Below are 22294 nucleotides of genomic sequence, written 5' to 3'. Positions count from 1 at the left end.
ATATAATATTGTGAAATAATCTTTTTTGATTACACATTCAGAAACTATATTCGTGCAATACAACACCTCTTTTGGGGGCTGGTGGGCTTCTAAAAGGATTTCCACTACTATCCCTAACGCAAAATCAACCACAAATAACACAAAATATATTTATAAAATAATTCATAAATGTAAAAGATATTTTAAAAAAAAATTCAAAAAAAGGATGTCATAGCTCGGCTACGGAACTATTTTTTTTGACTCATTTTAGCAAAAAGAACCAATAGATTGTACTAATTTATATTTGCTATTAAACTGAATATGATGTTTTTATATACTTACATCAACACCAATGACAATTCGACCACCAATGGTATAGACAAATTATCAAAACCTTTGCCGCTTATGGCTTCGGTAAAAGTTGCCAAAACAGAAATGGCGATGCTTTTAAACACTTTAGACTCAATAGGAAAAGTGCTTTGGGCAAAAGCAATCCAAACCAAAACCCAACAAGATAGAAAAAATACCACGGAACCCATCAGGGTTTTTTTGATGGCCCCCAGTCGATAAACCCCAATAGGAAATTTTTTACCAAATAAGGCGGCCAAAGGATCACTTATTGCTAAAATAATAATGGGCAAATAAAAATATATTTTATGATTATAAATCGTACAATAAACAAAAAAACAACCATATACGGCTATAGGAAATAAGATACATCCAAACGAAAAACGATCTATAGCGTGTATAGATTGCAAATAATGATATTTTTCGCTTACCCACAAAATCACAACAAATGAGATACAAAGCAACAACCCAATCCAATGGTTGTGGAGCGTATAAGGGAAAGACAAACAAACAATTCCAGATAAAAAATGAGTTATTTTTCTAGTAATTTCAACTTTTATGGTGTAAAAATGAAATAATATTTCAGATATTGTAAATATAACAGCAATAATAATGCCATATACAACACAAATAAATACATAAGGATTTGAAAAATCTAACTTCAACGCTATATACCCCCCAAAACTAGCCAAAATTAAACTGTCAAAACGATCCAATATACCACCGTGCCCTGGAATGATTGGACTATAATCCTTAGCTTGATGTAGCCTTTTAAATAACGAGGCTAAATAATCGCCTAAAACAGCAAAAAATAAAATAAAAACCCCTAAAACAAAAACCTGCAACAAGTCCAAATGAAACGCATTTATAATAAAATAATAGGTTACCATAACCGATAAAATGCCCCCCAATAGTCCTTCTACTGTTTTGTTTGGACTGGTAACTGGAAATAATTTTGTTTTGCCAAAAAGTTGTCCAAAAAGCTGCGAAAAACCATCAAATATAACAACAGTAACAAACAGCAATTGCTGATATAAAACATTATTTTGATAAAAAAAAGTGATGTAAAACCCACCTGCAACCAGCAGCACCCCCCACGAAAGTAGTAAGGTCTTCGTTTGTTTGATATGAATAGCTATTTCATATAGCCCAATAAGTACCACCACACCCCCAAAATACAAATACCACCCTTTGTCAATTAGAAATAATTGAACCAAAACCAATAGCAAATATACCCAATATTTTTTCCAACGATTGCCATTTGCTTCTTGATGAAGTGATTTTCGGTTGATCATAGCAATGCCAAAACCGCCTATTAAAAAATAAATAAGTACAAAATTATAAATTGACATCTTGATTTGCTTTTAAAATATGATACAAACTTTTAGCATTCGACTTGATTTTTGGCATATATAAAACCAATACAAACACTTCAAAATCGGCCAAACAACTTGCAACAATCATAAAATAAAAATAAATTTTGTGATAGCCAAATACAAAAAAAGTAAATATAAAAATTCCTTGAACATAGCCCACAAATTTATTTGAATACAAATGAAAACTCGTTGGCCTTCTAAACTTAATTAAAGAAACCAATTGAGGAATTGCATAAAAACTAAATAGCAATACAAAGGCCGTTTGATGTGCTAAAACAAATGTTTTTTCAAAAGTTAAAAAACCCCAAATGGATAACAAAAAAGTACCAATATCTGCCAACGAATCCAGTCTGGCTCCAAATTCTGTACAAAGTTGAAAATACCTTGCCAACCAACCATCTAAAACATCAGTAATTAAATTGATACTAATCAAAATAATAAATAAGTTACGTTGTCCTGTTGTCAAACTCCAAATAATCAACGGAATAGCCAATAATCGATAAAACGACAGTAAATTCGGAATATTAAAAATCTGTTCTTTAGTTTTCATTCACACTTAATTTCATTCACACTCAAAAAATAGTACATCAACTTGGGCATCAAACACCATCCTTTTCAAAATCCTATGTGCCATTTTTCAAAAGCATTTTTGTTTTTGGACAATCTAACCGTAAATCCCACGGTAAACCCCTGAATAACAGGAACTTCCTTTTTGTTAATAGCAAACGAATACCCCACATCCAAATCCATTGCATTCAAAAGACTTATGCCAACCGTTGGAGCCAAATTTACATCAGAACCACTCACTTTAAACAACAACCCCTTATTGGTATTACACGAAACATGGTAATCCAAAAGTCCTTTGTATTGCTTCTGTGTAGCTACCATGCCATAGCCCATACCATAAAAAACACGATAACGAGCTGCCGTACTAAACCATTCAGCCCCCATTTTTAACTGAGATCTGTCAGAATTATAGTAAGACACATAAAAAGCCACGGGACTTTGTGCTTTAACCTTTGAAAGGGTAAATAAAACCAAAACAACAACTATTTTATTTTTCATTGCCAAAACATTAATATTAAAACACCAAAAATAGGGTGCTGATGGCTATTATTTTTGGCGAAAAGTAATAAATATAATTCGTATAATTGCGAAAAGCACAAAAAATAACAAAAATCAAGAAATTTAATTATACCAAATATATTTTATATGTATATTTGGTATTACAATAAGTCATAAAAAAACACAAGCAACAAGGCCCTAAACGAAGTACTTTTGCATCAATTTGAATTGGCTTACAAACACACCAATACGTTCCAGTCTTTGAAAATAAAGAGCTACAATTCCCAAAAGCACTTTTCATAAACCAAATAAAAACTTTTTTTTGGGCGTTCCCCAAGGGGCGGGCTATCCGTTGCAAACAACGTTCATTGAACTCCAAAAGAAATATAATATTGTGTAATAATCTTTTTTTGGGTGGGTGCGGGCTTTTTTTGCCCGCACCCACCCAAAAAAAGGATTTCCACTACTATCCCTAACGCATTAGAATTACAAACAAGCCATTATTTTTAAACCAAATCACACCATCCAATTTAAAAAAAAACTACATTTGCCATTCATTAAAAAAACAATTTATTGAACAACTAAAATAGTAAAATAATTAAAATATAGCGTTTCGCTTTCAATTTTCCTTACCAGAAATACGACCAATTTTTCAAAGTAATAAGGGAAAGTAAGAAGTGGAAACGTCTGCGTTATACGTGGGCGTTCCTTTTTGCTTTTATTACTGCCTTTGGTCGGGCTTCTGGTAAAACAAGTTGGAATTAGCCCACGTTGTATTTTGTATAACTGCAAGATATATGCCTACACTACATTGGATTGGAAAAGAAAAAATCATCAATCATCATTTAGAGGTACCCTACAAAGTACTGAATCACGAATATACCAGCCCCCCAACCCCAAAAGGGGGAGTTTTGAGTGGTAATATGATTATAAACGGTGATAATCTGGAAGCCTTAAAATCATTGTTACCCAAATACGAAGGAAAAGTAAATTGTATTTATATCGACCCACCTTATAATACAGGAAACGAAAGTTGGGTGTATAATGACAATGTCAATTCGCCCCAAATCAAAAAATGGTTAGGCAAAGTAGTAGGCAAAGAAAGTGAAGATTTAACCCGGCACGACAAATGGTTGTGTATGATGTATCCACGATTGAAATTATTGCACAAGCTATTGTCAAAAGATGGAGCTATATTTATTTCTATTGATGAAAATGAATTATATAATTTACAAATTATAATGGATGAGATTTTTGGAAAAGGAAATTTTGTAGGACAATATAATTGGTTCAAATCTGCAACACCTCCGAATTTATCATTTAAAATAAAAAAGAATTTAGAATACATTTTATGTTATTCTAAAAAATCTAATTCAGATAAGTTTACTGGAATTAAAAAGGAAAGTACGAGTGATGATCCATTTACAAAGCCTCAAAATTCTTATAAAGATTTAAGTTTTCCTAAAGGAATCATTAATATAAAATTAGAAGACCAAATAATTGAAAAAGGAATTTATGGAACAACAAAATTCCCAAATCAACTCTTAGATGATTTAATTATAAAAAATGGTTTAAATGAAAATGATGTAAGGTTTAGAAATAGATTTATTTGGGTTCAAGATAAACTTAATGAAGAAATATTAAACAATACTAAAATTAATATCAATTCAAAATCATTAGTTTTATCTTATAAAAAAGAAAATTATAACAATGAAGTTCCGCCGAATTTAATTGATGAACAAGTTGATGTTGAGACAACTGAAAATGCAGGCAGAGAATTACTCAAAATATTTGGAGAAAAAGTTTTTGATTATCCAAAGCCACATTCTTTAATAGAGTATTTGATAAATTTTTTGTGTAACAAAAACTCCATCATCCTAGACAGTTTCGCAGGTTCAGGCACAACAGCTCATGCGGTTTTAAACTTAAACAAGCAAGATGGTGGCAACAGAAAATTCATTTTAATAGAAATGGAAGATTATGCCGAAACCATCACTGCCGAGCGTGTAAAACGGGTAATCAACGGTTATGCCGATAAAGAAGGAACAGGCGGAAGTTTTGATTATTATACTTTAGGAGAACCCCTTTTTGATGAAAACAATAACTTAAACGAAAATGTTGGCATCGAGAAAATCAGAGAATACGTTTGGTTTACCGAAACAAGAAATCCTTTTCCAGTAACCGACTTTGCGAGAAACGAAGCCATGGCAACCCCTTTTTTAGGAAACCATAACGAAACCGCTTATTATTTTATCTACGAAAAAGACAATTTAACCACGCTCGATTATGACTCATTAGCGGAATATGTGCAACAAAAAGCAGAACGCTACATCATTTATGCTGATAATTGTTTGCTACCAGAAACCTTTTTGAGAGAAAAAAATATAGAATTTAAAAAAATCCCAAGAGATATAACCCGATTTTAGCAATTACCAGACTTAACAGGTTTTAAAATGTTAGGTCTAAACTAAAAATTATGGAACTAAAAACCTATCAAAAGCAAGTTATTGATGATTTGCAATTGTATTTTGACTATTTACAAAACCATAAGAAAGCCAATGTTGCTTTCAATACTTTTTGGCAAGATAAAGTGGGTTTTTACAACCCTCTTTCTGGCGAAGGAATGCGACCTTATCAAAACACCGTTCCCAATGCAGTGCATTTAAGTATAAAAGTCCCAACAGCTGGCGGAAAAACATTCATAGCTTGCAATGCCTTGAAAACCATATTTGATGCCATGCCCGATAATCAAACAAAAACCGTGATTTGGTTGGTGCCTTGGAGTAATTTATTAGACCAAACGGTTAAAAATCTTTCTAATCCAGATCATCCCTATTGCCAAAAACTGAATTCATTGTTTAATAATAGAGTTCAAGTATATGAAAAACGAGAATTGTTGCAAGGAGCTAATTTTAATTCGTCATCAGTAAAAGAACAATTAAACATAATGGTGATGAATTTTGCATCTATTAGAGCAAAAAATAAAGAAGACAGAAAAGTCAATGAGCAGAATTCTAATTTGGCAAACTTCGCTTCAATGATAAACGATGCTGATGTTTTGGAAGGCACAGAAAAAGAAGCATTAATCAACGTAATTAGAAGTTTAAATCCCATTTTAATAGTGGATGAAAGTCATAATGCAGAAAGTGATTTAAGTGTTGAAATGTTAAACAATTTAAATCCAAGTTTCATTTTAGATTTAACCGCAACACCAAAACAAAACGCCAATATTGTGAGTTTGGTTTCGGCAATTGAATTGAAAAAAGAACACATGGTAAAATTACCTGTTATTGTTTACAATCATCAAAATAGTGAAGGGGTTATCGAAAGTGCATTGCATTTGCAAAATAAATTGGAAAACGAAGCTAAAATTATGGAACAAAACGGCGGAAAATATATTCGTCCAATTGTTCTTTTTCAAGCCCAACCCAAAGGAAAAGAAGATAATACCACTTTTGAAAAACTCAAAGAGCAACTAATCAAAATTGGCATTCCAGAGGAACAAATCAAAATAAAAACAGCCAATAAAGACGAGTTGAAAAACGAAGATTTGATGAGCAAAGATTGTCCAGTTCGTTACATTATCACGATTAATGCTTTGAAAGAAGGTTGGGATTGCCCGTTTGCTTATATCTTGGCATCGTTGGCAGATAAATCATCAGAAGTTGATGTTACTCAAATACTTGGAAGAATTTTACGTCAGCCTTATGTGATGAAACACAATAGCACGATGTTAAATTTATCTTATGTTATTACGGCTTCTGTAAAATTTCAAAACACTTTGCAAAATATTATAAAAGGGTTGCAACAATCGGGTTTTAGTGAAAAAGATTATCGAGAAAAAGATATCATGCCTGAACTTGTGAAAGAAGAAGTAAAGCAAGAATCATTAGACAATTTCTTTTTTCCAGAACAAATAGAAGTGGTTGAAGAAAATTTCATAGATGTTCAAAAGATTAATTTCAATCCAACCCAAAACAATCAAAGTACAAACACAACTGTTTTTGAGATAGAAGAAATAGCCATTGCAACAAGCGAAGCATTTCAAAAAACAATTGCAAACCAAGAAAACGATACAACTATTCAACAAATTTATTCCGAAGTGGGCATGAAAGTGAAACAATATAAAATGCGTGAAGCAGTTGCAGATCAAGCAAAACAAATAATCTTACCAAAATTTGTGATTGAAGTTCCTAAAAACGATTTTTTGGATATGGGTCTAGGCGAGATGCAATTATTAGATAGAGTAAATTTGCTGAAAAATTTTAAACTTTCAAACAAAGATATTGATATTCCTTTTAAAAGTATTTCGTCTGATTTGTATAAAATAGATACTGAAAACACCAATGATGGCGGCTATAAAATGGTTTCTTTAAAAATTGATAACGTGCTGAGAGAACCAATAACCGAATATATTTTGGCTAAACCAAAAGAAAGTCAAATTAAAGATATAGCCTATCAAGTTGTGAAACAAATAGATAAAATGCCACCCATTGCAGATACTGAAATTAAGAAATATGTAAATCGGATTTTAGAAAATATGTCGGCAGAAGAATTGCAAGATTTTTTACAACATAAATTTACATATACCGATTTAATTAAAAAGAAAATCAATGAATTGGCAGATATTGAAGCCGAAAAAACATTTTTAGAATGGCTGAGAATTGATAAAATCACAAGTCAAGGAATTTGGAAATTTGAACCTGCCATAATTCCATCAAAAACGGGGAATGATATAGGAAATTCACTGTATGTTCATGAAGGCGACATGAATGGCTTGGAAGAGAAATTTATTTTAGAAATTTCAAATTTATCAAATATTGCTTTTTGGCACAGAAATTTGGGTAGAGGAAAAGGATTTTCATTAAATGGGTTTAAGTCTAACCATTATCCTGATTTTATTTTAATAACGAAAACAAATCGAGTAATTGTGGTTGAAACAAAAGGTTCAGATAGAGATAATTCAGATAGTGCAGCAAAATTGAGATTAGGTAATGCTTGGGAAAAAAGCACCAATTCACCCCAATATAAATACATAATGGTTTTTGATAAAAATGCTATTAATGGGGCTTACAATTTAGAAGAAGCAATTGATTTGATAAGACAATTTTAGGAAATATAAGTTACATTAACAAATTCCTTAAACACCATTTTAGAAATAGAATAATAAAAAAGGAGGTACAGCAACGCACCTCCTTTAGTTTTGGGTTATTAAATTATTAATTTTTGTTGCTTTGGTTAATTTTCTAATTCTTTTAAACCGTTTAAAAATTCTGAAGGCGTCATAGTTTTTATACTATAAGGATTCCAAGGCATTGTTCTACTTTTAGGATAAGACAGGTATAAAGCTCTTTTAGCCCTAGTTACAGCAACATAGAAAATATTTTTTTCTTCTGATAATGCTTTGCCGCCACTTTGTTTACTTTTATAAAAAGGCAATGAACCATCATCCAAACCTAGTACAAATACAATTTCATATTCTAACCCTTTTGCTAAATGAATCGTACTCAACACAATACCATTTTCTTCTTTTTCTGGTAGAATTAAACCTAATGACAATTGTGTTTTAAAATGAGTTAGTGATTTTAATTCAGCTGGAGTGTTTCTAGCATAAATGCTGTAATACTTTTCAAGTTCTTCAATGTCAAATCGAATTGCTGTATTTTCATCTATGGTTTTACCTTCATACTCTTCATAAGGTTCATTTACTTTGAAAATGTTTTCAACTTCAAATAAACTCATTATTGGAACTAAAGCTTCTCTTAAATTAAATTTATTCTGATTATTCAAAATAGTCCAACTCTCTAATAGCAATGAGTATAGTACTTTGTCATCTTCGGTAATAAAATTATGAATAGATTTTAACTTTTCTAGCCCACTTAAATTATTGAGGTTTGAAATGTTGGTTGTAATTGAATATATTTCTAGTATTTCAGAAAAATGCAAAACATCAACAGGATTAATTAAAATCCGAAGCCCTAAATCGAAAATTTTCATTAATTGACTATCAAAAAATAAACTATCACTACCTTTTTTAAGATAAGAAGGCAAACCCTCTTGGGTTAATAGATCTTCAACATTTTTTAATAAATACCTACTTCTTGCTAAAATTGCAATATCCTTGTAGCTAATAGTATCACCAATAAATCCATCCTCTTGATATTTACCTTGTTTTAAATATTTTTTTATCTCCTCTACAATAGCATTTGCCTCAGCTTTTTCATCTTCGCAATTATCAAATATTTTAAATTTTCCAGTTACAATTGAATCAGACCCTTGCATTGCATCAGCATAAACAGAGTTAGCAACTTCAATTATTTTTTTCGATGATCTAAAGTTTGTGTTTAATTTTTTTGTTTCAGCATTAAAATCTTTAATAAAATTATTTTTCATATATACATAATCAGAACCATTGAAATCATAAAGAGATTGTTTTACATCACCAACCATCATTACATTTCTGTGTTCTCCATTACAAATTATCTTTAATAATTCATATTGTGCAAAATTCAAATCTTGTGCTTCATCAATAAATAGGTATTTAAACTGGTTTCTATACAATTTTGCAATAGCAGGTCTATCCGAAAATATTTGATATGCATATATCAAAACATCGTCAAAATCCATTGCATTTTGAAGTATTAAAAGGTCATTATATTCGCTGTACATTTTTTGAATTAGTTCTTTTTCATTATCACCATCCAAAAAATCAAATTTCTCAATTCCTTTTAGTTGTTTTTTCTTTTTACTGATATAGGTAAGTGCATTGCTAATAAAAAGTTGCTTCTCTCTTGCATCTTTATTTTCATAATGTTTTCTTAAGTCCCAATTTTCAGGTTTTTCAAAAACTTGTATTAATAGATTTGTTCTATCTTCATTTTTTTCAAATATATGCGGTTGTACACTTTTGTTAATCGCATACCCATGACTTTGAATAACCTCAAGACAAAAACTATGAAAAGTACCTACAAAAGCCCTCTTTTCAATATTTTTTACATCAGATAATCTTTCTTTTAGTTCTTCTGCGGCTTTATTGGTAAAGGTGAGTGCCAAAACATGAAATTTTTCACTTTCATTTTTCAATAATTCTTTGATTCTTTCTGTGAGTACACGTGTTTTTCCACTACCAGCACTTGCCATTACCAATAATGCCCCTTCTTTATGATTTATTATTTCCTCTTGTATTGTCATGGTAAATCTATTTTTAAATCAGAAGCAATTTTTTTAAACAATTCGTCTATTTTAGGTGGGAAGATAGTTTTGCCATTACCATCTTTCTTTTTTAAAATAGCCTGAGCAATTAATGGGGCATATTTTGTTTTATTACTATGTAATGCGTCTAATAAAGCACGACTTCTTCCACCATCTGCATCAGAAGTATAATTTCTTGGAATATCTTTTCCTTCTACATCTTTTCCTTTTGGCTGATAGTTATGGTTTTGAATATATTCCGATAAAAAATCCGCTTTCGTTTCATGTTGATTTATTTCAGCAATTATTTCATTACTATACCCGTATTTTAGAACATATAGCTCAAAATCAAGTTCGTCTAAAGTAAAAAGGGCTTCAAAATAATTACTCCCAAAAGATTCAGTAATCTGCCTTTTAACATCTACTTCTGTAGTATTATCACCATCACTAAGGATGTACCATTTTATATTTAAAAATTTAGCAAAAATTATAAATGGTTTATAGTTGTCCTTTCCACCAACTCCAATAAAATTGATGCCTATTTCAAATGGATAGCAACCAAATTTTTCCTTAAATAAAATCGGTAAAGCTTGTTCTTCTGTTTCTCCTTCAAAAAACACTAATGCTTTTGAAAATAATGCTTCTCCTCTAGTATTAAAAATATTACGTTCAATTTTTCTTTTCTCTTCATTATTGATTTTACCTCTTTTCTCTATAAGTAATTGTTGTTTTTCTTCATTAATGGCTTGTTTTATTTTAGAGTCTGTTAATGGGTCTTTTAATTGATCTTGTAATTCTGCAATTCTCTTTTCGTAAGGTTCTGAAAATTCTAATTGCCCAACTTTTAACCCATCACTATCTTTATAAAAATGTCTTAAATCCATCAAATCGCATTGTGCTGCAACAAATGGCGAATGTGTACTAATGATTTTTTGTCCCGTTATTTCCTTTAATTGATGATACAGTTGGCGTTGCGCATTTGGGTGCAAATGTGCTTCGGGTTCTTCTAATGCTAATATCGGAAAATAAGGATTATTGATTTCTTCTTGCCATGAAATAAATGCGTTTAAGGTTAATAAAGATGCCCAACTTCGGGTTCCCATTCCATGATATTCCAGTGGAAAACTTTGTGTGCCGGAATCATTAAAATTGATGTTTAAGTTTCTCCCAATATCGCTAATCTTTTTGTTTATAGGTGCAATTTCAACACCTTCATCTGTTGCAGATAAAACCGTTTTATTTAACTCTTTTAGCTTTTCTTTTAATGTTTTAAGATTACTACTTTTTGATATTATTGATTCATTAAGTGTATTAATTTGTTTTTCTATTGGCTCAATATCATCTTGTTTTATATCGGGCTTATTAGTCATTTTTCCTAAAAACGAACTTCTATCTTTTAAGTCTGCTTGAATATCCCTTTGTGCATCTACAAAAATTAATGGTATTGTATCTGGTTTTTGAAATTTTTTATCTTCATTCGTTTCTAATGTCCAATTTTCAAAAGGCAACCACTGTTTTAAAGTGTAAGATTCTTGTTTAAAGGTTTGACTCAAATTATCAAACTTATACTTTGTTCTGATTCCTAAAAATTGATAGTCCGCTGCATCAGTTTTAATGTTCCCACTTATTCGATCAGATTCTGCCCAGTTTTCATCAAAATCCTGTATTCTTATTCCAGTATCATCAACAGCTATTATTCTAATGTCAATAATTATTTCTTTTTTATACACATCAAGAGTTCCATCTTCGTGAACATCCTCCCTATTGACTGTTTTGCGATCTATGCCTAAAGCCAAATTCAAAGCTTTTAAAAAAGAAGTTTTTCCAGCATTATTAGCACCAACTAGCAGTGTCAATTTAGACAAATTCACTTCTAAATTTTTTATTGCTCTATAATTTAAAATCCTAACACTATCTATTAATATCCCCATAGTTTAAAATCTTGTTATATCTCTTGTTATTTCTTAAATATGATGTGGTGATTATTTTTGAAATCTTTTGCAACAAACCGTGTTTTATTTTCCCTTGCAAATATAACATTAATTTCCATACCTAAAAATAAGCTTATCCATGAAAACATTAATTTCAAAAATCCACTCCTAAATAAATCCACAAAAGAAAACTATCTTCTAAACTCAAAAAAAACTCTCAAATACCTTAAACACCATTTTAGATATAGAATAAAAAAAAATAAACCCTAAATTGTAACTTTTTTAGGATGCCTTACGTATAACAACCAGAATCTTTTAAAAAAAAAAGAAAACGACGATGAGACAGTTAAAAATTACGAAGCAGGTAACCAACCGTGAAACGGCTTCATTAGACAAATATTTGCAAGAAATTGGTAAGGTTGATTTGATTACCGCAGACGAGGAAGTGGAGTTGGCTCAAAAAATCAAAGCGGGCGATCAACGTGCGTTAGAAAAATTGACTAAAGCCAATTTACGTTTCGTGGTGTCTGTTGCCAAACAGTATCAAAATCAAGGACTTACATTGCCCGATTTGATTAACGAAGGCAATTTGGGCTTGATTAAAGCCGCACAACGTTTTGACGAAACTCGTGGTTTCAAATTCATTTCGTATGCCGTTTGGTGGATTCGTCAATCTATTCTGCAAGCCTTGGCAGAGCAGTCTCGTATTGTGCGTTTGCCTTTAAATAAAATAGGTTCTATCAACAAAATTAACAAAATGTATGCCTTGTTGGAACAATCCAATGAGCGTCCGCCCTCTGCCGAAGAAATTGCAAAAGAGCTCGACATGACGGTAAATGACGTTAAAGAATCTATGAAAAACTCGGGTCGTCATTTGTCTATGGATGCCCCTTTGGTAGAAGGCGAAGATTCTAATCTATACGATGTATTACGTTCGGGCGAATCGCCAAATCCAGACCGAGACCTGATTCACGAATCGTTACGTACAGAAATTGAGCGTTCGTTGGAAACTTTAACACCTCGCGAAGCAGACGTCGTTCGACTGTATTTTGGATTGAGCGACCAACATCCGATGACGCTCGAAGAAATTGGCGAAACTTTTGACTTGACTCGTGAAAGAGTTCGTCAAATTAAGGAAAAAGCCATTCGCAGATTGAAACATACTTCGAGAAGCAAAATCTTAAAAACATATTTGGGATAATCTTATTGATGTTAAAAAGATTCACAATAGAACAGGCTGATTACTTGTTCGGTTTTTGATTGATGATTAAAAAACTCTGGTTTGTGCCAGAGTTTTTTTTTACCATCAATAATATGGGGTTTTAGGATTTGGGCAGGTTTTGCCGCTGTTTTTCAAAAAAATATTGGTCTTGATTGACAATTAAGTCATAAGCATTGGCTCGAAGTTTTTGTTGTAAACCAGCATCATCATCCAATGTTTCATATACTTTGGTATGGATGTTTTTGTTGGTTGCGGTTAGTAAATCACGTTGGTGTTGCTCTTGTTCCAAATGGCTTTTAAAAATATTCTCGGCATCTTCTAAAGCAAAATCGTATTGGCTTTTTTGTGCCAATAATTTGGCAATAATTGGCGATGTTTCGATGGCCAAAAACAACAGCATGATAAAAATGGAAGGTGCTTTTGGCAGTTTGTTCAACGCATTTATTCGGGCCATTAGGCCATCAAATCCGTCAATGATGGGTTGGGTTTGGGCTACTTTTTGGTCCAAATCTTTTTGCAATTGTAGTCCTAATTTTTCTTTTTCGGCAATTTTAATGCCGTTGGCTTGCCGCAAACTGTCCAATTGTTTTTTAGCGGTATCGTGTTTGGCTATTTTTTCTTTAAAAACGGGGCCTTTTCCTAGTTTTTTTGTGCCTGCTGTGCCTTCGGCTTCTTTGATATAGGTTTCATATAAGTCGTTTACTTCTTTTTCTTTGAGGGCAATTTCCTTTTTTAGCTGGTCTATTTCATTGGTATTTCGGGCAACATCGGTTTGAAAATATTGCGAAACTTGTTTTTTGTTTTGAAGCAACATCGCATTTTTTTCTTGTAGCAAAACGGTGTTGATTTCTTTTTCGAATATTTTTATTTCTAATGGTTTTGAAATAACAATTGCAATAATAATGGCCAATAAAATCCGTGGAGTTGCTTGGATAAATTCGTCTAGTACTTGATTTTTTTTGCGAATAGTTGAAACAATAAAACGATCTAAATTGAAAATCAATAAGGCCCAAACAAAGCCAAACATAAGAGCAAAAAAACTATTGTTGAACACGGTAAACAAGGCATAACTACTGGCTAAAAAAGCCATGATTGCCGTAAAAAATACAGTGGCTCCAATGCCAACATATTTGGTTTGTTCGCCTTCCGAACAAGCTTTTAGGAGGTTTTTATCGGCTCCAGAGCATACAATAAAAAATCGTTTTAACATATTTTTGGGTTTGATTAGTGTTGCATCTTTTGACGCAAATGATTGATGACGGTTTGTTAGTGCAAATTTGAAGCCAAAAGTTACTAGACCAAGGTAAAAGTTTTTAAAAAAGACTTTTTTTGAAACAAATAAAGGATTTGAAAAGCAAAAAGGCTGTTGTGAATAAAAAAAGAGTTGCTTTGATACGTGGTTTTTTTAGCCCAGATTGAAGCGAAAAGCCAACGGACACAAAAGGGATTTTTTTGTTGCTACAAAAGAGCGACCACCGGAAGCTCCTTTTGTAGCATACAAAAAACCCTTTTGTGGCCGTGGGCTTGTAGCGAAAAGCTGGATTGGCTTCTAATACCAAATATACCTATAATACCAAACACTCATATAAAATAGCCCAATCTGCTAGCTCTTTTTCTCCAAATTTTTCACAAAAAAATAATTACGTAGACCAGCTATGAAATGATTTTTTTATGAAATCTTGAAAAAAAATAGCCTTACATTTTTAGACTATTTTATATAAGTGTTTGGTATAAAATAGCCTAATCTATTGGTTCGTTTTTGTTAAAATGAGTAAAAAAAAAGTTTCGTAGCCCAGTTTATTGATATAAACTTGGTATATCAAATGTAAATAAGCGTGGATTTGTTTGTAGATTTGATCAAAACTTTACGAACTTTGCTTCAAAAAAAATATGGCAATTTTTATTACCGGTATTGGCACAGATGTTGGCAAAACGATTGCGGCAGCTGTAGTGGTTGAGGCTTTGGAGGCAGATTATTGGAAGCCTATACAGGCGGGCGATATAAATAATGGCGATACTCAAAAAGTGCAACGATGGGTTTCCAATGGGAGGAGTGTTTTTTATCCGAATGCTTATCAATTGCAAACAGCAGCGAGTCCGCATTTGGCAGCAGCAATTGATGGTGTTTGTATTGAAAAATCAGCAATTGTAAGGCCAGAAACGGCGAATGTTTTGGTAATAGAAGGGGCAGGGGGATTATTGGTACCTATAAATGAAAAGGAATTTGTTGTAGATTTGATAGCTCCAAATGATCAAGTGATACTGGTAAGCCGTCATTATTTGGGCAGTATCAATCATACTTTGCTGTCGATTGCCTGTTTGAAAAGCAGGGGTTTGAGCGTGAGTGGACTCCTTTTTTCGGGAGACGAAAACAAGGCGAGCGAAAGTATTATAGCCTCTCAGACGGGAGTTCCCGTTATAGGAAGAATAGAAGAGGAGCCTTATTTTGACAAAATGGTTGTTGCTTATTATGCCGACTTATTTTCGGATTTTTTAAAACAAATGCTGATATGAATCCTAACACACCAAGCTGGTCCGAACGAGACGAAGCCCACAACTGGCATCCTTATACACAACATCAAACGGCACGGCCACCCATTACAATTTTTCGAGGCAAAGACGCATTGGTTTGGGACGAAAATGGCAAGGAATATATAGATGCGATTGCCTCATGGTGGGTGAATCCATTTGGACATGCAAACCAGGACATTGCAAAGGCCATTTATGAGCAATTGACTACATTAGAACATGTTTTGTTTGGAGGTTTTACGCACAAGCCCGCCATTTTATTGTCGGAAAAGCTGTTGTCGATATTGCCTAATAATCAAAAGAAAATATTTTTTTCGGATAATGGATCTACCGCAGTAGAAGTAGCTTTGAAGGTGGCTTTGCAATATTTTTATAATCAAAATCAGCACAAAAAAACCATTATAGCATTTGAAAACGCCTTTCATGGCGATACTTTTGCGGCTATGGCAGCCAGCGGGATTTCGTTTTTTACGGAAGCTTTTAAAGGGCAATTGATTAACGTAGTTAGAATACCAGTGCCCATTGCAGGAAAAGAAGCGATGAGTTTTGAAGCATTGCAACAAGCAATAGCAACGCATGATTGTGCTGCATTTATATTTGAACCACTCGTTCAAGGGGCAGCAGGAATGGTGATGTATGAAGCCGCAGCATTAGACCCATTGATGGCATATTGTAAAACACAAAATGTATTTACCATTGCAGATGAAGTGATGACGGGTTTTGGCAAAACAGGTAAAACTTTTGCTTGCGATTATTTGCAAGAACAGCCCGATATGGTTTGTATGTCTAAAGCTTTGACGGGAGGTACAATTCCCATGGCGATAACCTCCTTTACGCAAGCCCTATTTGATGGTTTTTGCGATGAAGATGTGCACAAAGCCTTGTTTCATGGCCATACATTTACGGCAAATCCAACGGGTTGTGCTGCGGCATTGGCCAGTTTGACCTTGTTGCAAACTACGACCATGCAGGCACATATTGCTAGAGTACATGCGTTGCATTTGGCATTTGAAAGGCATATACAGAAACATCCAAAAGTGGCAACAACCAGAGTTTTAGGAGTTATTTTTGCATTAGAATTGCAAGTGGCGGATGCTGCTTATTATGGTGAATTACGCAACAGATTATATCATTTTTTTATAGAAAATGGGGTTATTTTGCGGCCTGTTGGGGGCATCATTTATATTTTGCCTCCTTATATTATTTCGACAGCCCAATTGCAAAAAGTGTATCAAACTATCGAAAGTGCATTAGAAATTGTTTAATTTTGCACCCAATAGCATCACATTTTGATGCTTTTTGATGACATTATTAAGAATTTTATAAAACCGTAATTTTTTTGACTTCAACAATCAGTATCACAGGATTTTCATCCGTATCGGCTTTGGGTAATAAAGCCGAAAGTATTTGGGAGCATTACTTACAAAACCAAACAACCTTTAGCACTATAACAAGCGGTGCAAACACGTATTGGGTGAGTGCCTTAGAGGCTTCATTGAAAGCAGAAATGGTAGAATTGCGACATTCGGATTCCAAATACAAGTCGTTGGACGATGCCGTTTTGTTTGCAATAGCAGCATCAAGGAGTGCTGTTAGGCAAGCGGGCTGGACACCTGAAGCTGTTTTTGGAATCAATATTGGTTCATCAAGAGGGGCAACACAATTATTTGAAAGCCATTTTGAAACATTTTTAAAAACGGGCAAAGCACAAACATTGAGTTCGCCAACAACCACTTTGGGCAACATTGCTTCGTGGGTGGGGCACGACTTGCAATGTACAGGGCCCGAAATATCTCATTCCATAACCTGCTCTACGGCATTGCACGCCATGCTAAATGGCATTGCTTGGCTCAAATCGGGTATGGCCACCAAATTTTTAATTGGAGGCAGCGAGGCTCCATTGACCCCGTTTACGTTGGCACAAATGCAAGCATTGAAAATTTATTCAACAGAAACAGGTCCTTTTCCTAATAGGGCTTTGGATTTAAACAAAACCAAAAACACGATGATTTTGGGCGAAGGAGCCGCAGTTTGTTGTTTGGAATTTGGAAAAAAAGACAACGCATTAGCATTTGTTGAAGGATTTGGCTATGCGACAGAAATTTTAGAGCATAATATATCGATATCTGCCGAGGCTACTTGTTTTCAAAAATCGATGAAAATGGCCCTTCAAAACACCGCTTTATCTGAAATAGACGCCATTGTCATGCACGCTCCGGGTACCATAAAAGGCGATTTGACTGAATTTAAGGCCATTCAAAAAATATTTGGTGCTCATTTACCTTTACTGACAACTAATAAATGGAAAATTGGTCACACTTTTGGTGCTTCTGGAACTTTGAGTTTAGAACTTGCATTGCTTATGATGCAGCACCAAACTTTTATTGGAGTACCCAACACAGCCTACGTTACCCATAGCCGAAGCATGAAAAAAGTATTAATTAATGCGGTGGGTTTTGGTGGAAATGCGGTAAGTATCTTATTAAAGAGTAATTTTTAATAAGATTTGTTTCTTAATTTGCAATACAATTCTGCATCTAAATTGTATATATCTTCTCTAAAAGCAAGATGCTTGCCTTCTAACCATGCTGTATAATACAGTTGATAGTAATTGATTGACGCTTTGATTGGGATAATCTTTGTTTTTTTGAGTTGGATTATAGAATCTATCTTGACATTATTGTAATTAACCGTGTCATTCAATACATATTTTGCTAAAAGCAAGGGGTTTTCAACTCTGGTACAACCCGAACTAAAGCTGCGAATGTTTTTTGAAAACCCATCTTTATGATTGGTATCGTGCAAATAAACAGCATATTTGTTTTTGAATAGTATTTTCATTAATCCTAAAGAATTATGAATACCTGGATCTTGAACGTATGTATATTTGAACGCATCTTCTTCTTTCCAAATCCAAGGATTGATGCGACGTTTTTTATAATCATAAGCAATAATTTTCATTTTATTCAAATAACTTTTGCTTTTATTCATTTCGGGTATTAAATCTTCTTTTATAATTGTGGGCGGTACTGTCCAAGTTGGATTAAAAACAACCGATGCTAATTTTGAAGTTAAAACGGGAGATTTTCGTTTATCAGTTCCAACAATGATTTTATAGTTTTGTACCAATTCATTGTCTTTATAAACATTCAAATGATAATTTGGAATATTTACAAGAGCATAATGAGCACTCCATTCGTTTGGAAACCAGCGCCATCTTTCCAAATTAGCAATAATTTGTTCTCGTCTTTCACTTTTGTTAAAATTAAGTGCTGTAACCGTTGATTTTCCAATAATTCCATCGGAAATCAAGCCATTATTTTTTTGAAATAACCGAATCGCAGCAACAGTTTCTTTGTCGAAAACATTGTTAATAGAATCATTTTTCGATAGATAATCCCAATACATTAACCGTTTTTTAATCCAATTAATTTTAGTGTGTTTGTCGTTTGGTTTTATTTTTTCTTTCATTTTGAAAGACAAAGGAGTAGTATAATCGTTGGGTAATTGGTCTATTATTTGTAAAGCTTTTTTTAAATCTACATAATTTTTATTAGTAGGTTTTACAGATTCAAAAGGTTTGTTTTCGAAATTTTCTTTAAGTGCAGTATTAATAATTTCATTAACATCAAATTCTTTTGGTTTCAAATCCCAATCAGAATATATTTTTTTAGGATTCAGTTTGCCAATGCTTACGTGTGTTAAATAATCTTGTAAACTATTGGTTAATTGAATGTCGTAATTGACCATCTCGGCATCGTTTAAAAACAAATGTTTTTCTTCAAATTGTTGCAAAACATTCAGTCGATAATCCATAGGATCCAATCCTTCGAGATGACAATTATGGAGTTCTGAGAGTATATTTTTACGAATAATTTCTGATTGCCAAACAGTGTTAAAGTCATTTTTTCGATAAAAATCTAATAAAGTACTATTGTTGGTTTGTAGAATTAAAGTAGAATCTATTTTTAATTTTTCGGTGTTATCAAAAAGTTGAATCAACGTAAAGCCATCGGATGCCAATTCTGTGTTTCGGAACTGGCAACTCACTATAATGATACATACTAGAAGTAAACTTTTTTTCATGATGCAAAAGTAAATCAAAAAAAGTTGAAAATAAATTATATTTTTTTAGGGCATACACATTTCGTTAAGTTACATTTTTTAACGATAAAATTCTTTTTTCATCAAAAAATGCGTACCTATTTGATCAATTTCAAAACCAAAGCCAACAACTTCGTATTGAAATTTTGAATAAAAATCTAAAGCTCCTTTTCGGGCATTCATCCAAATAAGGCTTTTTTCAAAAGAAGCTACTGCTATTTCGCATTGTTTCAAAAGGGCATTGCCTATATTTTGACCTCTAAAAGCATCTAAAACAGCCATGCCTCTCAACTGAAATGAATTTTGATGGTTCAGCTGATGGTGTTCTTTTTTCATCAAAGTTACTACACCTACAATGCGTTGGCCCACAACAAAACCAAAATGTTGTGTGTTTGGCTCATTGTCGCCTTCAAAAACACAAGATTCTAAAGGTAATCCAATTCGCAAAACGCTCTGACGCACACTTAAAACAGCACACGGATCCAATTTTATTACCATATTTCAAAAAAAAACAATATTATAAACAGTTGATAATCAAAATAAAAATGCAAAATTATAAAAAATATTTAATTTTTTCATTAAAAAATTTGCAATAAACAATGATTTGTATTTATATTTGCACTGTTAATCATGCGAAAGTAGCTCAGTTGGTAGAGCTCCAGCCTTCCAAGCTGGTTGTCGCGAGTTCGAGCCTCGTCTTTCGCTCTAAGCGGTTTTTTCGTTTATCCATTACATCCTGCGAAAGTAGCTCAGTTGGTAGAGCTCCAGCCTTCCAAGCTGGTTGTCGCGAGTTCGAGCCTCGTCTTTCGCTCCACAAAGGGTTGCCTATAATTATAGGCAACCTTTTTTTTATATAATATTAAATTCATTTCTATTGCACCATGATAACTAAAAATGAACTTCGGATCCTTTACAAACAAAAGCGGGCCAATTTAAGTCCCATTGAAACGGAAGGTTATAGTATAGCAATTGCTAATCAATTATTGACATTGCCTATTTGGGATTTCTCCTATTACCATATTTTTTTAACCATTCAAAAACAAAACGAAGTCAATACCGAATTTATTTTACCTATTTTAGCTGGAAAAGACAAAGAAATTGTTGTGTCGCAATCCAATTTTCAAACCATGGAAATGGCCCACTTTTTATTGACAGATCATACCACGATTCGGCTGAATGCTTTTCAAATACCAGAACCTCAAGATGGTTTAGTCGTTCCAAATGAGCTACTAGATGTAGTATTTGTACCCCTTTTGGCCTTTGACACGCATGGCAATCGAGTGGGGTATGGCAAAGGATTTTATGATAAAATGCTTAAAAAATGTAGAGATAATGTATTGAAAATAGGGCTTTCTTTTTTTGAACCAGAAAACCAAATAGCCAATGTATCTGACACTGATATTCGTTTGGATTGTGTTGTAACTCCTAAAATGGTGTACCCATTTTAATGAATTTTAAAATTAATTAATCGATATTAAGCATCTTACATAATTAAAATAGTGGTTTCAGGTATAAAATTTATATGCCATCTTCGGCTTCATATCGCATCAAACCTTCTTTTAAAATGCGTTTCATTCTATTGCGAAGACGTTCGGGTTTGAGCACTTCTAGTCCGTTTCCAAAACCAAGGAAGAGACGTTCCATTTCGTAGTTTTCAATCAAAAAAAGATTGATGATAATGCTGCCGTCTTCGTTGGTTTGCAAATGACGTTGCGAATTGTGGAGCGGTTTTGTTAGGACATAAGGCGCATTGGTGGCATCTATCCAAAGGCGAATGGCTCGGGGTTGCACTCCTGTATTAACGGTTACTCCAATGACGTTTTTGTAGAATGCTTCAGCATCAAAATCGGTAGCAATAAAGGGCATTTGAAAGTTGAAATCCAGGCTCTCAATCCGATCCAAGGCGAGGTTGGAAATGGGGTGCGATTCTTTTCTTTTACCCACCATAAACCAGCGATTGTTGAATTCTTTGAGTAAAAAAGGATAAAAAGTAAACTGATTCGCTTCTTGTGATTTGAAGGATTTATAACTTACTACCAAAACAATTTTTTTGATAATGGCTTGATAAATTTGTTCCAAAAAAGGAAGTCCTTTTAGCTTTTCGTTTTTATCTAAATGAATCACGGGTTGTGTATGTGATTTTTCGGCATAGATTTTATCTTCCAATCGTTGGACAATATCCGAAACATCGTTGAAAAGCGAAAAATCCTTGAATTGTTTCAGCATCGAAACGGTTTCGGTGAGGACATTGATGTCGGTTTCCGTCAGCGGAATATCGGTGATGCTAAAATTTTCGTCGGCATAACGGTAAAATTTTTTGTCATAGACTTCAATGGGAGCATTGTACCCCAATTTCTCGCTCCGCATGAGCTGAATATCGAGTTGAATGGTGCGTTTGCTCACCGGATTTTCTTTACCTTCAAATTCATAAAGTGCTTCACTACAAGCATTTATTAAATCCTCAAGTGTCCATTGTTTATACTGGTTTTGCAAACATTTATCAATGGTTTTGTACCGAATTAAAGCGTTTTTGTTTTGTGCCATGGGTG

Annotated in this window: 16 protein-coding genes and 2 tRNA genes; 9 read left to right on the top strand and 9 right to left on the bottom strand. The window is 33.2% G+C overall.

Annotation, left to right across the window (positions count from 1 at the left end):
• Positions 1-317: 317 nt before the first annotated feature.
• The 3 genes from FBFL15_RS16230 to FBFL15_RS13660 form a co-directional block, all read right to left on the bottom strand.
• The gene (locus tag FBFL15_RS16230) at positions 318-1679 is read right to left on the bottom strand and encodes a phosphatidate cytidylyltransferase (protein ID WP_014085139.1); all 1362 of its coding nucleotides are present in this window, start codon (positions 1677-1679) and stop codon (positions 318-320) included.
• Entirely contained in the window at positions 1666-2253 is a 588-nt protein-coding gene (locus FBFL15_RS13665; RefSeq protein WP_014085138.1) for a CDP-alcohol phosphatidyltransferase family protein, read from the bottom strand. The genes FBFL15_RS16230 and FBFL15_RS13665 overlap by 14 nt, the downstream gene beginning before the upstream one ends.
• A gap of 65 nt (positions 2254-2318) precedes the next feature.
• On the bottom strand, positions 2319-2768 hold the full coding sequence (locus FBFL15_RS13660) for a hypothetical protein (RefSeq protein ID WP_014085137.1): 450 nt from the start codon (positions 2766-2768) through the stop codon (positions 2319-2321).
• Between the two features lie 797 nt (positions 2769-3565).
• On the opposite strand from FBFL15_RS13660, the gene FBFL15_RS13650 reads away from it, so the two are divergent.
• Together FBFL15_RS13650 and FBFL15_RS13645 are read left to right on the top strand one after the other, a co-directional pair.
• Positions 3566-5194 carry a site-specific DNA-methyltransferase gene (locus FBFL15_RS13650; protein ID WP_014085136.1) on the top strand — a complete coding sequence of 543 codons (1629 nt, stop codon included), beginning with the start codon at positions 3566-3568 and terminating at the stop codon, positions 5192-5194.
• A gap of 50 nt (positions 5195-5244) precedes the next feature.
• Positions 5245-7881, top strand: coding sequence for a DEAD/DEAH box helicase (locus FBFL15_RS13645; RefSeq protein WP_014085135.1), 2637 nt, complete (start codon positions 5245-5247; stop codon positions 7879-7881).
• Between the two features lie 125 nt (positions 7882-8006).
• Here FBFL15_RS13645 and FBFL15_RS13640 read toward each other — a convergent pair whose 3' ends face one another.
• Entirely contained in the window at positions 8007-9959 is a 1953-nt protein-coding gene (locus FBFL15_RS13640) for an ATP-dependent helicase (protein WP_014085134.1), read from the bottom strand.
• The gene (locus FBFL15_RS15850; RefSeq protein ID WP_014085133.1) at positions 9956-11890 is read right to left on the bottom strand and encodes an ATP-dependent nuclease; all 1935 of its coding nucleotides are present in this window, start codon (positions 11888-11890) and stop codon (positions 9956-9958) included. The genes FBFL15_RS13640 and FBFL15_RS15850 overlap by 4 nt, the downstream gene beginning before the upstream one ends.
• A 337-nt stretch (positions 11891-12227) precedes the next feature.
• Between FBFL15_RS15850 and FBFL15_RS13625 the strand changes: the two genes are divergently transcribed.
• Complete coding sequence (locus FBFL15_RS13625) at positions 12228-13091, top strand: sigma-70 family RNA polymerase sigma factor (protein WP_014085132.1); 864 nt, start codon at positions 12228-12230, stop codon at positions 13089-13091.
• Positions 13092-13212: 121 nt separating this feature from the next.
• Here FBFL15_RS13625 and FBFL15_RS13620 read toward each other — a convergent pair whose 3' ends face one another.
• On the bottom strand, positions 13213-14322 hold the full coding sequence (locus FBFL15_RS13620; protein WP_014085131.1) for a DUF4407 domain-containing protein: 1110 nt from the start codon (positions 14320-14322) through the stop codon (positions 13213-13215).
• A 680-nt stretch (positions 14323-15002) separates the two neighbouring features.
• On the opposite strand from FBFL15_RS13620, the gene bioD reads away from it, so the two are divergent.
• The 3 genes from bioD to FBFL15_RS13605 all read left to right on the top strand — a co-directional run bounded on the left by bioD (position 15003) and on the right by FBFL15_RS13605 (position 18141).
• Entirely contained in the window at positions 15003-15626 is a 624-nt protein-coding gene (bioD, locus tag FBFL15_RS13615; RefSeq protein ID WP_014085130.1) for a dethiobiotin synthase, read from the top strand.
• The gene (bioA, locus tag FBFL15_RS13610; RefSeq protein WP_014085129.1) at positions 15623-16906 is read left to right on the top strand and encodes an adenosylmethionine--8-amino-7-oxononanoate transaminase; all 1284 of its coding nucleotides are present in this window, start codon (positions 15623-15625) and stop codon (positions 16904-16906) included. The genes bioD and bioA overlap by 4 nt, the downstream gene beginning before the upstream one ends.
• A 74-nt stretch (positions 16907-16980) precedes the next feature.
• Positions 16981-18141 carry a beta-ketoacyl synthase N-terminal-like domain-containing protein gene (locus tag FBFL15_RS13605; protein ID WP_014085128.1) on the top strand — a complete coding sequence of 387 codons (1161 nt, stop codon included), beginning with the start codon at positions 16981-16983 and terminating at the stop codon, positions 18139-18141.
• Here FBFL15_RS13605 and FBFL15_RS13600 read toward each other — a convergent pair.
• The gene (locus FBFL15_RS13600) at positions 18138-19727 is read right to left on the bottom strand and encodes a L,D-transpeptidase family protein (protein ID WP_014085127.1); all 1590 of its coding nucleotides are present in this window, start codon (positions 19725-19727) and stop codon (positions 18138-18140) included. The two genes, FBFL15_RS13605 and FBFL15_RS13600, sit on opposite strands and share 4 nt — an antisense overlap.
• A gap of 78 nt (positions 19728-19805) precedes the next feature.
• Positions 19806-20243, bottom strand: coding sequence for a GNAT family N-acetyltransferase (locus FBFL15_RS13595; RefSeq protein WP_014085126.1), 438 nt, complete (start codon positions 20241-20243; stop codon positions 19806-19808).
• A 134-nt stretch (positions 20244-20377) separates the two neighbouring features.
• Between FBFL15_RS13595 and FBFL15_RS13590 the strand changes: the two genes are divergently transcribed.
• The 3 genes from FBFL15_RS13590 to FBFL15_RS13580 all read left to right on the top strand — a co-directional run bounded on the left by FBFL15_RS13590 (position 20378) and on the right by FBFL15_RS13580 (position 21193).
• Positions 20378-20450, top strand: a tRNA-Gly gene (locus FBFL15_RS13590).
• A gap of 33 nt (positions 20451-20483) precedes the next feature.
• A tRNA-Gly gene (locus FBFL15_RS13585) sits at positions 20484-20559 on the top strand.
• 67 nt (positions 20560-20626) lie between these two features.
• On the top strand, positions 20627-21193 hold the full coding sequence (locus FBFL15_RS13580) for a 5-formyltetrahydrofolate cyclo-ligase (RefSeq protein WP_014085125.1): 567 nt from the start codon (positions 20627-20629) through the stop codon (positions 21191-21193).
• Positions 21194-21263: 70 nt separating this feature from the next.
• On the opposite strand, the gene FBFL15_RS13575 is transcribed toward FBFL15_RS13580, so the two are convergent.
• Positions 21264-22289 carry a helix-turn-helix transcriptional regulator gene (locus FBFL15_RS13575; RefSeq protein WP_014085124.1) on the bottom strand — a complete coding sequence of 342 codons (1026 nt, stop codon included), beginning with the start codon at positions 22287-22289 and terminating at the stop codon, positions 21264-21266.
• Positions 22290-22294: the final 5 nt, after the last annotated feature.

This window comes from Flavobacterium branchiophilum FL-15, from assembly GCF_000253275.1.
Classification (GTDB): domain Bacteria; phylum Bacteroidota; class Bacteroidia; order Flavobacteriales; family Flavobacteriaceae; genus Flavobacterium; species Flavobacterium branchiophilum.
Note: the sequence above shows the minus strand (reverse complement) of the source record. Positions and strands in the feature narration are given on the sequence as shown.

Coding starts and splice junctions, on each gene's coding strand:
- FBFL15_RS16230 (WP_014085139.1), bottom strand. CDS start 1,679: ATGTCAATTTATAATTTTGTACTTATTTATTTTTTAATAGGCGGTTTT.
- FBFL15_RS13665 (WP_014085138.1), bottom strand. CDS start 2,253: ATGAAAACTAAAGAACAGATTTTTAATATTCCGAATTTACTGTCGTTT.
- FBFL15_RS13660 (WP_014085137.1), bottom strand. CDS start 2,768: ATGAAAAATAAAATAGTTGTTGTTTTGGTTTTATTTACCCTTTCAAAG.
- FBFL15_RS13650 (WP_014085136.1), top strand. CDS start 3,566: ATGCCTACACTACATTGGATTGGAAAAGAAAAAATCATCAATCATCAT.
- FBFL15_RS13645 (WP_014085135.1), top strand. CDS start 5,245: ATGGAACTAAAAACCTATCAAAAGCAAGTTATTGATGATTTGCAATTG.
- FBFL15_RS13640 (WP_014085134.1), bottom strand. CDS start 9,959: ATGACAATACAAGAGGAAATAATAAATCATAAAGAAGGGGCATTATTG.
- FBFL15_RS15850 (WP_014085133.1), bottom strand. CDS start 11,890: ATGGGGATATTAATAGATAGTGTTAGGATTTTAAATTATAGAGCAATA.
- FBFL15_RS13625 (WP_014085132.1), top strand. CDS start 12,228: ATGAGACAGTTAAAAATTACGAAGCAGGTAACCAACCGTGAAACGGCT.
- FBFL15_RS13620 (WP_014085131.1), bottom strand. CDS start 14,322: ATGTTAAAACGATTTTTTATTGTATGCTCTGGAGCCGATAAAAACCTC.
- bioD (WP_014085130.1), top strand. CDS start 15,003: ATGGCAATTTTTATTACCGGTATTGGCACAGATGTTGGCAAAACGATT.
- bioA (WP_014085129.1), top strand. CDS start 15,623: ATGAATCCTAACACACCAAGCTGGTCCGAACGAGACGAAGCCCACAAC.
- FBFL15_RS13600 (WP_014085127.1), bottom strand. CDS start 19,727: ATGAAAAAAAGTTTACTTCTAGTATGTATCATTATAGTGAGTTGCCAG.
- FBFL15_RS13595 (WP_014085126.1), bottom strand. CDS start 20,243: ATGGTAATAAAATTGGATCCGTGTGCTGTTTTAAGTGTGCGTCAGAGC.
- FBFL15_RS13580 (WP_014085125.1), top strand. CDS start 20,627: ATGATAACTAAAAATGAACTTCGGATCCTTTACAAACAAAAGCGGGCC.
- FBFL15_RS13575 (WP_014085124.1), bottom strand. CDS start 22,289: ATGGCACAAAACAAAAACGCTTTAATTCGGTACAAAACCATTGATAAA.